The 14,629-nt window shown below is 39.2% G+C and carries 12 protein-coding genes, 1 tRNA gene and 1 other annotated feature; of the genes, 5 read left to right on the top strand and 8 right to left on the bottom strand.

Annotation, left to right across the window (positions count from 1 at the left end):
• Window positions 1-20 precede the first annotated feature (20 nt).
• The gene (locus ACXVWB_RS03340) at window positions 21-971 is read left to right on the top strand and encodes a sigma 54-interacting transcriptional regulator (protein WP_289901360.1); all 951 of its coding nucleotides are present in this window, start codon (window positions 21-23) and stop codon (window positions 969-971) included.
• Here ACXVWB_RS03340 and hflX read toward each other — a convergent pair.
• The 3 genes from hflX to rluC all read right to left on the bottom strand — a co-directional run bounded on the left by hflX (window position 961) and on the right by rluC (window position 3,671).
• A complete protein-coding gene (hflX, locus tag ACXVWB_RS03335; protein WP_289901359.1) occupies window positions 961-2,307 on the bottom strand; it encodes a ribosome rescue GTPase HflX in 1,347 nt (448 codons plus the stop codon). The genes ACXVWB_RS03340 and hflX overlap by 11 nt on opposite strands.
• Before the next feature lie 9 nt (window positions 2,308-2,316).
• On the bottom strand, window positions 2,317-2,598 hold the full coding sequence (gene hfq, locus ACXVWB_RS03330) for an RNA chaperone Hfq (RefSeq protein WP_289901358.1): 282 nt from the start codon (window positions 2,596-2,598) through the stop codon (window positions 2,317-2,319).
• Between the two features lie 92 nt (window positions 2,599-2,690).
• Complete coding sequence (gene rluC / locus ACXVWB_RS03325) at window positions 2,691-3,671, bottom strand: 23S rRNA pseudouridine(955/2504/2580) synthase RluC (RefSeq protein ID WP_065244214.1); 981 nt, start codon at window positions 3,669-3,671, stop codon at window positions 2,691-2,693.
• Between the two features lie 426 nt (window positions 3,672-4,097).
• On the opposite strand from rluC, the gene rne reads away from it, so the two are divergent.
• On the top strand, window positions 4,098-6,902 hold the full coding sequence (gene rne, locus ACXVWB_RS03320) for a ribonuclease E (RefSeq protein WP_289901357.1): 2,805 nt from the start codon (window positions 4,098-4,100) through the stop codon (window positions 6,900-6,902).
• Window positions 6,903-7,057: 155 nt separating this feature from the next.
• Window positions 7,058-7,147 (top strand) — tRNA-Ser (locus ACXVWB_RS03315).
• Between the two features lie 69 nt (window positions 7,148-7,216).
• Here ACXVWB_RS03315 and priC read toward each other — a convergent pair.
• From priC to cmoA, 5 genes are all read right to left on the bottom strand, one after another.
• Window positions 7,217-7,798: a primosomal replication protein PriC gene (gene priC, locus ACXVWB_RS03310; RefSeq protein WP_289901356.1), complete on the bottom strand. Its 582-nt coding sequence runs from the start codon at window positions 7,796-7,798 to the stop codon at window positions 7,217-7,219.
• Window positions 7,799-7,837: 39 nt separating this feature from the next.
• Complete coding sequence (locus tag ACXVWB_RS03305) at window positions 7,838-9,190, bottom strand: Na+/H+ antiporter family protein (protein WP_289901355.1); 1,353 nt, start codon at window positions 9,188-9,190, stop codon at window positions 7,838-7,840.
• A gap of 102 nt (window positions 9,191-9,292) precedes the next feature.
• Window positions 9,293-9,420, bottom strand: a sequence feature (His leader region).
• Between the two features lie 116 nt (window positions 9,421-9,536).
• A complete protein-coding gene (gene rnt, locus ACXVWB_RS03300) occupies window positions 9,537-10,226 on the bottom strand; it encodes a ribonuclease T (RefSeq protein WP_289901354.1) in 690 nt (229 codons plus the stop codon).
• A 74-nt stretch (window positions 10,227-10,300) separates the two neighbouring features.
• Window positions 10,301-10,708 carry a lactoylglutathione lyase gene (gloA, locus tag ACXVWB_RS03295; RefSeq protein ID WP_289901353.1) on the bottom strand — a complete coding sequence of 136 codons (408 nt, stop codon included), beginning with the start codon at window positions 10,706-10,708 and terminating at the stop codon, window positions 10,301-10,303.
• Window positions 10,709-10,803: 95 nt separating this feature from the next.
• Complete coding sequence (gene cmoA, locus ACXVWB_RS03290) at window positions 10,804-11,529, bottom strand: carboxy-S-adenosyl-L-methionine synthase CmoA (protein WP_289901352.1); 726 nt, start codon at window positions 11,527-11,529, stop codon at window positions 10,804-10,806.
• Between the two features lie 184 nt (window positions 11,530-11,713).
• On the opposite strand from cmoA, the gene aspS reads away from it, so the two are divergent.
• A complete protein-coding gene (gene aspS / locus ACXVWB_RS03285; RefSeq protein WP_289901351.1) occupies window positions 11,714-13,480 on the top strand; it encodes an aspartate--tRNA ligase in 1,767 nt (588 codons plus the stop codon).
• 63 nt (window positions 13,481-13,543) lie between these two features.
• Complete coding sequence (locus tag ACXVWB_RS03280) at window positions 13,544-14,353, top strand: DUF6602 domain-containing protein (RefSeq protein WP_289901350.1); 810 nt, start codon at window positions 13,544-13,546, stop codon at window positions 14,351-14,353.
• The last annotated feature ends 276 nt before the right edge of the window (window positions 14,354-14,629 follow it).

Here is a 14,629-nt window from a genome sequence, read left to right as displayed (position 1 = left end):
AATAAAACAGAGCTTATTTTATGCTGACATTTAATCCACAAGATCCGTTCTCTTGCTTTGTCACTCAAAGCCTTTCCATGAAAAGTGCGGTCGAAAATGCACAACGTTTTGCGATGTTTGATGTGCCGCTTTTAATTCAAGGTGAAACGGGCACGGGTAAAGATTTATTAGCCAAAGCTTGCCATTTTGCGAGCTTGCGTCGTGAGAAAAAATTCATTGCAGTAAACTGTGCAGGCCTGCCGGATGAAGATGCGGAAAGCGAAATGTTTGGGCGGAAAGTGAGTGACAGTGAAACCATCGGTTTTTTTGAATATGCTCACGAAGGTACGGTGTTGTTAGATGGCATTGCCGAGCTTTCATTAAGTTTACAGGCAAAATTATTGCGTTTTTTAACTGATGGTTCTTTCCGTCGAGTGGGTGAAGAAGAAGAACATCATGCAAATGTTCGGGTGATTTGTACTTCACAAGAACCGATGGAAAAGCTGTTAGAACAAGGGAAATTGCGCAGTGATTTATTCCATCGCTTAAATGTCTTAGCACTAAATGTACCGCCATTGCGTGAGCGAGTTGAAGATATTCAGTCTTTAACGGACGGTTTTTTGCAAGAAATTAGCACGCAGCTTAAGATTTCAATGCCGCAATATGATGCTGATTTTTTGAATTATTTGAAAGGGCAGCCTTGGCAAGGCAATGTACGAGAGCTTTACAATGTCTTGTATCGCGCCTGTTCCTTAGCGAAAAATAACCAGCTTGATATTGAAAGTTTAAATTTAAAACCCGTACAAAGTGCGGTCATTTCTGTGGATGATTTTGGTGAGCAAACCCTGGATGAGATCATGGGACAATATGAGGCGAGTGTATTGCGTACTTTTTATGCTCAGTATCCAAGTACACGAAAATTAGCACAACGATTAGGCGTATCACATACGGCGATCGCCAATAAATTAAAACAATACGGTATTAGTAAATAATTTCTGACAGTTTAGGGAATTGTTTACAAAGTTTGAGCCATTCGACTTTATCAATTTGTACATTGAGGATAAATTCACCTTCATCCGAAATTTGTTCGTGACGAATGCTATCTAATTGATAGAGCGCATGGCGAATTTTGCCCTCTTGCGGGAGCAGCGTGAGAGTGAAAGAAAGTATCTCATTTTTCAACCGCACTTTAATGGCTTCAAGTAGCAGATCTAATCCTTCACCTGAATGTGCTGAAAGGTAAACGGCAACGGGCTTATTCTCGTCATCATATTCAATATGGGGCGCTACATTTTCCAATAAATCGATTTTGTTATACACCAACAATACCGGTACTTTGTTAGCCTTAATTTCTTCCAATACTAAATTCACCGCTTCAATATTTTCGATCTTTCGAGCGTCTGCCGCATCAATGACGTGCAATAACAAACTGGCTTCTACCGTTTCTTGCAAGGTAGATTTAAAAGCGGACACTAAATCATGAGGGAGCTGGCGAACAAAACCAACGGTATCGGCGAGAATTGAAGTACCAACATCTTGAATTTGTAAACGTCTTAATGTGGGATCGAGGGTAGCAAAAAGCTGATCCGCGGCATAGACATTGGCTTGTGTGATGAAATTGAATAGTGTCGATTTGCCCGCATTGGTATAACCGACCAAAGAAATGGTAGGGATATCCGCTTTTTGTCGAGTTTGATTACGTTGTTTTTCGACTTTCGCCAAACGATTTTGCAACTGCGCAATACGCACCTTGATTAAACGGCGATCCGTTTCTAATTGCGTTTCGCCTGGACCACGTAACCCAACCGCACCTTTTTGCTGATCTAAGCCTGTTTTTCGACGAACTAATCGAGTCGATAAATGCTTGAGTTGGGCTAATTCAACTTGCAATTTTCCTTCGTGCGATCGGGCTCGTTGGGCAAAGATATCTAAAATCACCCCAGTGCGATCCACAACACGGCATTGGCAGATGCTTTCTAAATTACGGGTTTGTGCAGGGGTTAATTGATGATTCACCAAAACAACATCGGCATCTAAGGCTTTTACTGCATCCGCAATTTCTTGTGCTTTTCCTTCACCGATAAAATATTTTGCTTGTGGTGTAGTACGGCTCGTGGTGATGATTTGTAAAATCTCAACATTGGCAGATTCTGCTAAAAGCTGGAATTCTTGCAGATCTTCAATGTTTTTATTTTGAGAAAAGAAAACATGCACGACGACAGCTTTATCTTTTGCCGATTGGTTATTGTCGCCTGTTTTAGATGACGAAAGTGCGGTTGAAATTTCTGGTGAATTTTCAACCGCACTTAAATTGATGAAATCATTCATTGAACAGAACTATTCTGCTTGTGTTTCTACTTCCGCTGCAGCATCAGAAGCTTGTGCTGCATGATGACCGTTATTATTGTGGTGAGAAACAGAACGTGCTGGAACCACAGTTGAAATAGCGTGTTTATACACCATTTGATTAACAGTGTTTTTTAATAAAATCACGAATTGGTCGAATGATTCGATTTGACCCTGTAATTTAATCCCATTAACGAGATAAATCGAAACAGGAATACGTTCACGGCGTAACGCATTCAAATAAGGATCTTGTAATGATTGTCCTTTTGCCATTTTTTTTTTGCTATCCTTTGTTGTTATATGTTAATTAATGATAGAAACGAGTTGTCTCCGTTATCAAATATAGCAATAAACATTTTTCTTGTCTATGGGTTTATCTCTTTGCTTTCACGCAGTTTTTTCAGAATTGTTTTCATTTTTTCATCTAGTTGTGCGTTGAAACGTAATGTTTCGCCCGTTTTAGGGTGTTCAAATCGAATAGAAAATGCATGTAAAAACAAACGATTGAGTCCGAGATCTTGCATATATTTATCGAATTCTTTATCACCGTATTTATCATCCAGCGCGATTGGGTGACCTGCATATTGAGTATGAACTCGGATCTGATGGGTCCTTCCCGTTACAGGCGACGCTTTTACTAAGGTCGCATTCTGGTAGCGTTCTTCAATAGCAAATCGCGTTTCAGAAGGTTTGCCTTGTTCACTGACTTTAACGATGCGTTCGCCACTGGCTAATTCATTTTTTAATAAAGGTGCTTGCACGACTTTCACATGAGATTGCCATTGTCCACGCACGAGTGCGAGATAGTCTTTTTGTACCGTTTTAACACGAAGTTGTTCGTGTAAGTTGCGTAAGGCAGAGCGTTTCTTTGCCACCAATAAAATGCCTGATGTATCTCTGTCTAAGCGATGAACCAATTCTAAAAAACGGGCTTCAGGACGTAATGCACGCAAGGCTTCTATCACACCAAAATTCAAGCCACTTCCGCCATGAACCGCAATGCCAGAAGGTTTGTTCAATACTAATAAACAATCATCTTCAAAAATAATATGGCTTTCAAGGGAGGCGACTTTATTCAAGTTTTTAGAAATCGGCGCGGTATTTTTTTCAGAAACACGAACTGGTGGCACACGCACCACATCACCATTTTGCAATTTATATTCAGGTTTGATTCGTCCTTTGTTCACACGAACTTCGCCTTTACGCAGAATGCGATAAATCAAACTTTTTGGCACACCTTTTAATTTTGCCAATAAATAATTATCAATGCGTTGTCCTGCTTCATCCTCAGAAACGGTGAGCATTTTGACGGATTGATTGATGATTTTTTCTTGTTTTTCAGTCATTGAATCTGTCCTTTAAAAATTGGGCTGAATCATATCACAATATCCCTGGTGATAATAGCAAGAATGCCTTGCTAATTTAGCCCCGAATGTGGATAATAGAGCGTCTTTCTATGCCTAAAATTTGGCATTTAGAAAGCGATTTTGTATGTTGGTCAATACTCAATGCAGCGAATGGCATAAGACATTGATAATCAACATATTTTTCTTGAAGATTAACGCTTCCTTGCAATGCGTAATTAACACACCGCATTGTTTTACGAAAATTGTCTTAGATAACAATTGAGTATGCTATCAATGCACCCAGCAACACACAGTCGTGAGATTGACTGTTCGCGAGAAACACGAGGTCGATGGCTAAGGTCAGTCAATCTGTAAAGTGCGGTTAATTTTCAAGGTATTTTAGATAATTCAAACGAGAAATTGACAATGAAAAGAATGTTAATCAATGCGACTCAAAAAGAAGAGTTGCGCGTTGCGTTGGTCGATGGCCAGCGTTTATTCGACTTGGATATTGAAAGTCCGGGTCATGAACAGAAAAAAGCCAATATTTACAAAGGGAAAATCACTCGCGTAGAGCCGAGTTTAGAAGCTGCCTTTGTGGATTATGGTGCAGAGCGCCATGGCTTCCTTCCTTTAAAAGAAATTGCCCGCGAATATTTCCCTGCTGATTATGTATTCCAAGGTCGTCCAAATATCCGTGATATTTTGACTGAAGGTCAAGAAGTGATCGTTCAGGTGAACAAGGAAGAGCGTGGCAATAAAGGCGCAGCCTTAACCACTTTTGTTTCCCTTGCCGGTAGTTATTTGGTGATTATGCCAAACAATCCGCGTGCAGGTGGCATCTCTCGCCGTATTGAAGGCGATGAACGTATCGAATTAAAAGAAGCATTGAGTTCTTTAGATGTACCAGAAGGCGTAGGTCTTATCGTGCGTACAGCGGGTGTAGGTAAATCACCAGAAGAATTACAATGGGACTTAAAAGTACTGTTGCATCATTGGGAAGCGATTAAACAAGCTTCACAAAGTCGTCCGGCGCCATTCTTAATCCACCAAGAAAGTGATGTGATTGTTCGTGCGATCCGTGATTACTTGCGTCGTGATATCGGTGAGATCTTAATTGATTGCCCGAAAGTATTTGAAAAAGCGAAAGCACACATCAAACTTGTGCGTCCAGATTTCATCAATCGTGTGAAACTGTATCAAGGCGAAGTGCCGCTATTTAGCCACTATCAAATTGAATCTCAAATTGAATCCGCCTTCCAACGTGAAGTACGTTTACCTTCTGGTGGTTCGATTGTGATCGATGTGACAGAAGCGTTAACAGCGATTGATATCAACTCGGCGCGTTCAACTCGTGGTGGTGATATTGAAGAAACAGCATTAAATACCAACCTTGAAGCGGCGGATGAAATTGCTCGTCAATTACGTTTACGTGACTTAGGTGGCTTAGTGGTTATCGACTTCATCGATATGACACCTGTTCGTCACCAACGTGAAGTAGAAAACCGTATCCGTGATGCCGTGCGTCAAGACCGTGCTAGAATTCAAATTAGCCGTATTTCTCGCTTCGGTTTGTTGGAAATGTCACGTCAGCGTTTAAGCCCATCATTAGGTGAGTCTTCTCACCATGTTTGCCCACGCTGTCAAGGTACGGGTAAAGTGCGTGATAACGAAAGTTTATCACTTTCTATCTTACGTTTAATCGAAGAAGAAGCGTTAAAAGAAAACACCAAACAAGTACACACTATCGTGCCTGTACAAATTGCATCTTACTTACTTAACGAAAAACGTAAAGCTGTTCATAGCATCGAAAAACGTCATGATGTTGATATTATCGTCGTGCCAAATGAAGCGATGGAAACGCCACATTTCAGCGTATTCCGTGTACGTGAAGGCGAAGAGCTAAATGAATTAAGCTATAACTTAACCAAATTCCATGATGCACAAGACGATACATTTGTACCAGAAGAGTCTCTTGTTTCTCGCAACATTGAAACTGCAGCCGTGACCTCTGAGCAAGTGGTGGAAAGTGCAGCAGTATCTTTATCGATTCCAACAGCTGCACCAGCACCAGTTGAGCGTAAATCGGAAGAACCATCATTGTTTGCGAAAATTGTTGCCGCAATTAAAGGTTTATTTGCTTCTGAACCAAAAGAAGAAGAGAAAAATCAAAATAACCGCAACAATCGTAACAACAACCGTAATAATCGCCGCAATCAAGATCGTCGTAATAATCGCCGTTCTCGCAATAACGAAAACAACGATAATGCGAAAAATACAGATGAAGAAAATGCGCGTCCAACTCGCGAGCGTGTAAATAATCGTCGCAATCGTCGTAATGCGAATGAAGAAGTGACATCTGAAAGTGCGGTTAATTTAGCGAATGTTTCTGATGATAATCGTCAAGAAGAAAAAGCAGAGAAACCGGTAGCAGAGCGTCGTCAACGTCGTGATTTACGTAAACGTGTTCGTATTGAGGATAATACAAATAACATCAATGAGAATGTTATTGAGGCCGTTGAAGTTCCTGTGATTAAAAATGAAGTGGTTGAAAATAACACTGTTGATAATACAGAAAATAAACCTCGTCAAGAACGTCAGCGACGTACTCCACGTCATTTGCGTACATCGAATAATCAACGTCGTCGTCGTAATGAAGTGAAGTCACCAATGCCATTATTTGCGGCAGTTGCTTCACCTGAATTAGCAAGCGGTAAAGTTTGTGTCGATTATTCTGTTGTAAATGCAGCGAAAGAAAGCAATTTCTTATCTGTGGATGAATTGCTTGAGCAAGAAAAAACGAAAAAAGGTGTGATCACGCCTGCAACGGGTATTGTCGTGGAAGAAAAACCGGTAAAAACTCAACCGGCTTTAGATTTCATTACTCAACCGGCAAATGAAGCAGTGCAACAGAAAGTGCAAGAATCATTAGAACGCTTGCATCATAAATCAGAGCCGGTTGCTCAAGTCGAAACAGCTGAAGTTGAACCGCAAGAAAAAGCAGAATTCGTTCGCTCTTATGTGTTTACAGGTCGTGCAGGTACCATTTCAGCAGTACAGCACACTAAAGCAGCGATGACATTAGCGAAAGCACCAGATGAAGAGTCCAAACCATTCCCAATTGTAAAATGGACGGAGTCTCGTTATTACTTTAACGGTAAAGGCGCCGCAGGCCATCATAGTGCAATTAGCCATATTTATTCTGAAGCGACACAAGCGAAAGCAGAGTAATATCTCAATAATAAAGACGGAGCCAGTAGGTTCCGTTTTTTATTTTGTGTATTTTTAAAGCATTATGATTTAAAAGTAGTCAGTCAGATAATTTTTTTATTTTCTTGCTTGACGGGGTGAGGGAAAAAACGTATTATTCACCTCGCTTAAATCACGGAGGAATGGTCGAGTGGTTGAAGGCACCGGTCTTGAAAACCGGCGAGGGTTTACGCCCTCCGTGAGTTCGAATCTCACTTCCTCCGCCATCAAATTCAAAAAATCCCTAAATTGAAAGATTTAGGGATTTTTGCTTTTCAGTCTATTTTAAAAAGATCTTATTTTTTGACAGCACTGTCTCGAGCCTCTTTAAAAGCAAGGTATTCTTCTAAGGTCTCAATCGCTTCTAAACATTTTTGTCGGCGTGTTAAATAAATCGCAGCTGTTTGCTTATATATATCTCGTTGAATATCTGTTTGAGCCGTATTAGCTTGTGCTTTGGCTTCTCCGTATTTTTCTGTGAGTTGCTGCAAGGCTTCATAATACTTTTCTAGACGCTCTCTAGGAGGGAGACGATGAATGCTATGTTGTGATTTATTACTTGTAACTGGTTGTTCCGTTTTTTTCGGTTGAATAGCCTTTTTATGCTTGCGATTCATCGCTTCGTTCAAGGCGGTACATTGCCCTAAAAGATGTTCTGCCATAAATACAATTTGCTCTTCATTTTGATGCGGAATTTTACATAGCTTAGTTAAGCTTTGTTGGATTTCTTTGAGATAAAAACCAACGGTTTCAAAATCTTCGGTAAATAAAGTGCGGTTAAATTTCGCATTGATTTTTTTATCGGAGTTAGGTTGATAGGCTTGAGTCAGTTGAAGTACTTTTTGCTCGAGCGTATTGAGTAATGATTGAATAGACATAAAAAAATCCCCGCATAATATATGCAGGGATTATAACGATTAAAGGGTCATGGCTGCAATCCAACCGAATGTTAATAATGGGATATTGTAGTGCATAAAAGTTGGTACAACCGAATCCCAAATGTGGTCGTGTTTACCATCCATATTTAAACCGGATGTTGGCCCAAGTGTGGAGTCAGAAGCCGGTGAACCCGCATCCCCTAATGCCGCCGCTACACCTACGATAGCCACTGTCGCAAGTGGTGAGAAACCAAAAGAGAGACAAAGAGGTACATAAATTGAGGTGATAATTGGTACAGTTGAGAAGGAAGAACCAATACCCATAGTAATCAATAACCCAACGAGTAACATTAAGAATGCGGCAACACCTTTACTTTGAATCACGCCAGTAGAAAGCGCATCTACTAAATCTTGTACACCACTTGTGGTATTAATGACATTAGCAAAACCAGAAGCTGTAATCATAACAAAGCCGATCATCGCCATTAAACGTAAGCCTTGTTGGAAAATGTCATTACTTTCTTTGAGTTTGAAGATACCGAATACACCGAAAATGACTAAACCGACTAAACCACCAATAATTGTTGAGCTTGTGAAAAGCTGTGTAGCAAAAGTAGCGACAATAGCAACCGCACTTGCAGTAATTTGAATAGGTGTAATGTTCGCAATGTGTTGTTCAATTTCGGTTGTCGTTGGCTCAGTAGTTGTTACTACATATTCACGTGGTTTACGATAGGTAATAAATACAGCAGTGAGTAAACCAAGAATCATGCCTGAAACAGGGATAAGCATAGCAAGGGAAACTTCACCTACGCTGGTTTGTAATCCGAGTGGTGCACCAGCAAGATTGATATTTTTGACTAACACGCTCTCAATGAAAATTTTTCCAAAACCGACAGGCAAGATCATATAAGTTGCGGTTAAACCAAAGGTAATAATACAAGCCACTGCACGACGATCGATTTTTAAACGGTTAAAAATAGAAAGTAAAGGCGGCACTACAATCGGGATAAACGCAATGTGTACTGGGAGTAAGTTTTGGGATGAAATGGCGAATAAAAGCAAAATGCCAAGCAGCATATATTTAAACCAGGCTAAATTTTTACTGGTTGGTGTTTTGTTCATTCGGGTAATCATTTTGTAGGCAAGCAAATCAGTAATACCAGATTTTGAAATCGCAATGGCAAATGCACCGAGCATCGCATAGTTCATCGCCACTTCAGCACCACCACCTAAGCCGCCTGTAAAGGCTTCAATGGTTTTGCTTAAACCTAAGTTACCGCATAAGCCTGCAGTCAGGGCGGAAATCACCAGTGCGATAACCACATTCACGCGCAATAGGCTTAACGCCAGTAGCACGACAATTGAAATAACAACGGGATTCGATAGCATATTGTTGTTCCTTATTGATTAATTAAAAGAAAAAGGTTGCATAAAAGAAAATTGATTTAAGATTAAATGTCGCATAGTAATAAACTCCTGTAATTAATAATAAAACAAAACCCCTCGAAAGTTGCCTTCCGAGGGGTAAGATTTTTTTGATCTTTATCTTGTCAGCTCGGAAGAAATCTTCCAAGCACGCCAACAGCCTGAAAGATTATTCAGTTGAATGGCGATGATGGTGACGAAGGATAAAGTTCATTTGAAACTCTCTTATTTAGATAACTAAATTGAATTACTTTTTAAAATACGGTAAACCAGAAATGATTGCAAGTTTTTTTCTAAAAAACTTTAAAAATTAAAGTGCGGTCTGATTTTCAGCTGTTTTTTCCGTTTCATTTGTTTGAGCAATATGCGGGAAACCGCCAAGCTCTTTTAAGTGATTCACCATATAGCAAAATAATTCCGCAGTACGTTCAGTATCATATAGCGCTGAATGGGCTTGTTTGCCATCAAAAGGAATTTTTGCCGCTTGGCACGCTTTGACGAGTACTGTTTGCCCAAACATAAAACCAGCAAGCGTTGCCGTATCAAACATCCCAAAAGGGTGGAACGGATTGCGTTTTACACCCGTACGTTCAGCCGCCGCCATCACGAAACTTTGGTCAAAAGTGGCATTGTGCGCTACGATGATAGAGCGCTGACATTCTGCATCTTTTTGTCCACGACGCACCATTTGGAATAACCCCGTGATGGCGTCTAATTCAGATACGGCTCCACGCAATGGATTGTGAATATCAATTCCATTAAATTTGAGTGATTCGGGATTAATATTCGCCCCTTCAAATGGTTCAATATGAAAATGGCATTTTTGATCAGGTTGCAAATTGCCATTTTCATCCATTTTTAAGGTGATTGCCGCAAGTTCTAAAAGTGCATCTTTTTTTGCATCAAATCCTGCTGTTTCTACATCAATAATAACGGGGAAGTAACCGCGAAAACGATTTTTTAATTGGTGGTGATAAGGTATTTCTTGAGAATTGGACATATTTTATCCTTTAAAATAAATAACGCAGGTAACCCTGCGTTATAAAAGAGCGAAAAAATCAACCGCACTTTTAATTAATTACCTAGACCTGATTTTGAACTTTTATCTTCGATAAATTCAATTTTATAACCATCAGGATCTTCAACAAAGGCAATAACGGTTGTACCACCCTTAACTGGGCCTGGTTCGCGAGTCACTTTACCACCACTTGCACGAACTGCTTCACAAATAGCATAAATATCATCAACGCCTATAGCAACATGTCCATATGCTGTACCTTGTTCATATTTATCTACGCCCCAGTTGTATGTTAATTCAATTTCTGCTGCACTTTCGCCATCTTCGTAACCTAAAAATGCAAGCGTATATTTATACTCAGGATTTTCACTGGTACGCAGTAAACGCATACCTAAAACGTCTTGATAAAATTTAATAGAGCGGTCTAAATCACCTACTCGAAGCATCGTGTGTAAAATTTGCATTTTGTTTTCCTCTTTTCTATTTGGGTGTTGGGCGATTATAGCATAGAAATTGGTTGCTTCTATTGCAAGATATAACTTGCTTTCTAGGATTTGGTTTATTTCACCGCAATCATTGAACCAAAATTAAAGCATTGGAACCACAATTCTACATGTGAAAATCCGATATTTTTTAACCGCTCTTTGTGGATATTAATCGAGTCAGTACGCATGACATTTTCAAGTGCGGTGCGTTTTTGGCTCACTTCAAGCTCACTGTAACCGTTAGCACGTTTGAATTGGTGGTGTAGGTCAATTAGTAGCTCATTCACTTTTTCATCTTCAAAACGGAATTTTTCAGAGAGCACCAACACGCCGTTTGAATTTAAACCTTGGTAGATTTTGGTGAGCAAGGCTACACGATCTTCTGGTGGTAAAAATTGCAACGTGAAGTTGAGCACCACCATTGAGGCGTTCTTAATTTCAATTTGACGAATATCATCACAAAGAATTTCTACGGGCATATCACTATGATAAGCCGCAACGTGCTGACGGCAGCGTTCCACCATTGGCGAAGAATTATCGACACCGATAATTTTCACATTAGGTTGTTTAATATTACGTCGCATAGAAAGAGCTGCCGCACCGCGTGAACAGCCTAAATCATAGACTTGGCTGTCAGCAGTCACAAAACGCTCAGCCAACATACCAATCGCCGTGATAATGTTGGAGTAGCCCGGAATCGAGCGTTGAATCATATCGGGGAAAACTTCCGCCACGCTTTCATCAAAAGTAAAATCGCCCAGTTTTTCGATCGGGGCTGCAAAAATTGTATCTTTCATCATGATTGAATTCTGTTGTTGTATTGAGAGGGCATTTATTTAGATAAAATGCAAAAAACTGCGGTCATTTTAGTGAAAGTTTTTAAAGGATCAAATAAATTTCGCTTTTCAATTTAAAAGGCATGTCTTTTTCCGTATAATCAACGCGTTAATTATCCATTTTTAGAAAAATGAAAGGAATATAGAAATGATGCGTACACATTATTGCGGTGCATTAAACCGCAACCATATTGGGCAAGAAGTAACATTAAGCGGTTGGGTTCACCGTCGTCGCGATTTAGGTGGTTTAATTTTTATTGATATGCGTGATCGTGATGGTGTCGTACAAGTTTGTTTTGACCCGAAATATCAAGAAGCCTTAACCGCAGCTTCAGGCTTACGTAATGAATTTTGTATTCAAATTAAAGGTGAAGTGATCGCGCGTCCAGACAATCAAATTAATAAAAATATGGCGACAGGAGAAGTGGAAGTGTTAGCGAAAGAATTACGCATCTACAACGCTTCTGACGTTTTACCATTAGACTTCAACCAAAATAACACCGAAGAACAACGTTTAAAATATCGTTATTTAGATTTACGTCGTCCAGAAATGGCACAACGTTTGAAAACCCGTGCAAAAATCACCAGTTTTGTGCGTCGTTTTATGGATGACAATGGTTTCCTTGATATTGAAACCCCAATGCTTACCAAAGCAACGCCAGAAGGTGCGCGTGACTATTTAGTGCCAAGTCGTGTACATAAAGGCAAATTCTATGCATTGCCACAATCACCACAGCTTTTCAAACAGCTTTTAATGATGTCTGGTTTTGATCGTTATTATCAAATTGTGAAATGTTTCCGTGATGAAGACTTACGTGCAGATCGTCAACCTGAATTTACTCAAATCGATGTGGAAACCTCTTTCTTAACAGCACCAGAAGTGCGTGAGATTATGGAACGCATGGTACACGGTTTATGGCAAAACATCATTGGTGTGGATTTAGGTAAATTCCCGCAAATGACCTGGCAAGAAGCGATGACTCGTTTTGGCTCAGATAAACCAGATTTGCGTAACCCGCTTGAATTAGTCGATGTGGCAGATATCGTTAAAGATGTTGAATTTAAAGTATTTAATGAGCCTGCAAACAATCCAAACGGCCGTGTGGCAATCATTCGTGTACCAAATGGTACTGAAATCACTCGTAAACAAATTGATGAATATACACAATTTGTTGGTATTTACGGTGCAAAAGGCTTGGCTTGGGCGAAAGTAAATGACATTAATGCTGGCCTTGAAGGCGTACAAAGCCCGATTGCGAAATTCTTAAATGAAGATGTATGGAAAGCGTTAGCTGAACGTGTGAAAGCTCAAACTGGCGATATCTTATTCTTCGGCGCAGACAAATGGCAAACTACCACTGATGCAATGGGTGCGTTACGTTTGAAATTAGGTCGTGATCTTGGCTTAACTCGTTTAGACGAATGGCAACCGCTTTGGGTGATTGATTTCCCAATGTTTGAACGTGATGAAGAGGGTAATCTTGCCGCAATGCACCACCCATTCACTTCACCAAAAGATTTTACGCCAGAACAATTAGAAGCGAATCCAACCGATGCGGTAGCAAATGCTTACGATATGGTGATCAACGGCTATGAAGTAGGTGGTGGTTCCGTCCGTATTTTCGATCCGAAAATGCAACAAACCGTCTTCCGTATTCTTGGCATTAATGAACAAGAACAACGCGAAAAATTCGGTTTCTTATTGGATGCATTAAAATTCGGTACACCGCCACATGCTGGTTTAGCTTTCGGTTTAGACCGTTTAACCATGCTTTTAACGGGCACTGAAAATATCCGTGATGTGATTGCATTCCCGAAAACAACAGCCGCAGCTTGTTTAATGACAGAAGCACCAAGTTTTGCGAATCCGCAGGCTCTAGCTGAGTTGAGTATTGCAGTGGTGAAATCTGAGTAGTGTACCTATATTTAAGAATAAAATAAGTGCGGCCAATTTTGGCCGCATTTTTGTGAGGAGAAAATGAAATTTTTAGATGCTCTTAGAAATGTTAGTAGTGGCATAGATAGTAAATTTAAAGGTAGCCAATTATTTACTCATCCTGTAGAAATAGGTAATGCTAGAGAGCAGATTATATCTACTCATTTACGATCTTTTCTTCCTGAATGTTATGGACTAGGCTCGGGACAGATATTTTCATCAGATGGTGGAGTTAGTAAGCAAATTGATATTGTCATATACGATAATGTTTATTCAAATGTGCTTTTTAAAGGGGAAAATGCAAGTCTATTCCCTTGCGAATCTGTATATGGAGAAATAGAAGTAAAATCTTATTTGTCTTCCAAGGAGTTTGAAAAAAGTTTATGTAATATAGAATCAATGAAAATACTTACAAGAGAAGATTCATTGTCTACAGATATTACACCTTTGTATAGACTACCCTTAGGGAAAGGTTTTTCATTTCCCCTAGAGAAACGTAACCCTTATTTAGGAGTTATCTTTGGATTTGATAGTATTTCTGATGAAATTTTATTAGAAATACTAGATGAGCTTATTCGCTCTAAAGATAAATCACTATTGCCAGATTTTATATTTAGTTATAAGGGAAACTTCATGATTTGTAAGATGAATTCAAATAATGAACTTGCAGGAATGAGTGATAATTTTAGTCATTATGCTGTAGCTAGATGCTCTAAGGATATTATTCCAATAATGTTTTTAACGTTAAATACATGTTTAAGTCAAATTCACTTAAAGGCTCCAGATTACAATGAATATTGGATAAACATATTGAAAGATAGCTTATCGTTTGATGAAATGAAGAATAATTAATCTATTTTTAAGTTCATTTATGTTATTAAGAGAGAGCTTACTGAGTTTTAAGATAAAGTGCGGTCAAAAATTCAACTGATTTTGACCGCACTTTCTTTTTATTGAAAAAATTTTATTCACTTAAATACATCACTTTTTTGGTATGAATATGATGTATCTTTATTTGTTTTGAAGTTATATCCTGAAATTTCAAAATAATTAGATTTTTACTCTTTTATTCTTCTTTAAATGGAACTTTATTTACTTTACTCAAGGATAAAATTCTATTATAAATAA

It is taken from the genome of Haemophilus sp. SZY H53 (assembly GCF_054332375.1).
The sequence above is the reverse complement of the archived record's forward strand: the minus strand, read 5'-3'. Positions and strand labels throughout refer to the sequence as shown.

Excerpts from the sequence above, each read along its gene's own strand:
- ACXVWB_RS03340 (WP_289901360.1), top strand. The coding sequence starts at position 21 with ATGCTGACATTTAATCCACAAGATCCGTTCTCTTGCTTTGTCACTCAA.
- hflX (WP_289901359.1), bottom strand. The coding sequence starts at position 2,307 with ATGAATGATTTCATCAATTTAAGTGCGGTTGAAAATTCACCAGAAATT.
- hfq (WP_289901358.1), bottom strand. The coding sequence starts at position 2,598 with ATGGCAAAAGGACAATCATTACAAGATCCTTATTTGAATGCGTTACGC.
- rluC (WP_065244214.1), bottom strand. The coding sequence starts at position 3,671 with ATGACTGAAAAACAAGAAAAAATCATCAATCAATCCGTCAAAATGCTC.
- rne (WP_289901357.1), top strand. The coding sequence starts at position 4,098 with ATGAAAAGAATGTTAATCAATGCGACTCAAAAAGAAGAGTTGCGCGTT.
- priC (WP_289901356.1), bottom strand. The coding sequence starts at position 7,798 with ATGTCTATTCAATCATTACTCAATACGCTCGAGCAAAAAGTACTTCAA.
- ACXVWB_RS03305 (WP_289901355.1), bottom strand. The coding sequence starts at position 9,190 with ATGCTATCGAATCCCGTTGTTATTTCAATTGTCGTGCTACTGGCGTTA.
- rnt (WP_289901354.1), bottom strand. The coding sequence starts at position 10,226 with ATGTCCAATTCTCAAGAAATACCTTATCACCACCAATTAAAAAATCGT.
- gloA (WP_289901353.1), bottom strand. The coding sequence starts at position 10,708 with ATGCAAATTTTACACACGATGCTTCGAGTAGGTGATTTAGACCGCTCT.
- cmoA (WP_289901352.1), bottom strand. The coding sequence starts at position 11,529 with ATGATGAAAGATACAATTTTTGCAGCCCCGATCGAAAAACTGGGCGAT.
- aspS (WP_289901351.1), top strand. The coding sequence starts at position 11,714 with ATGATGCGTACACATTATTGCGGTGCATTAAACCGCAACCATATTGGG.
- ACXVWB_RS03280 (WP_289901350.1), top strand. The coding sequence starts at position 13,544 with ATGAAATTTTTAGATGCTCTTAGAAATGTTAGTAGTGGCATAGATAGT.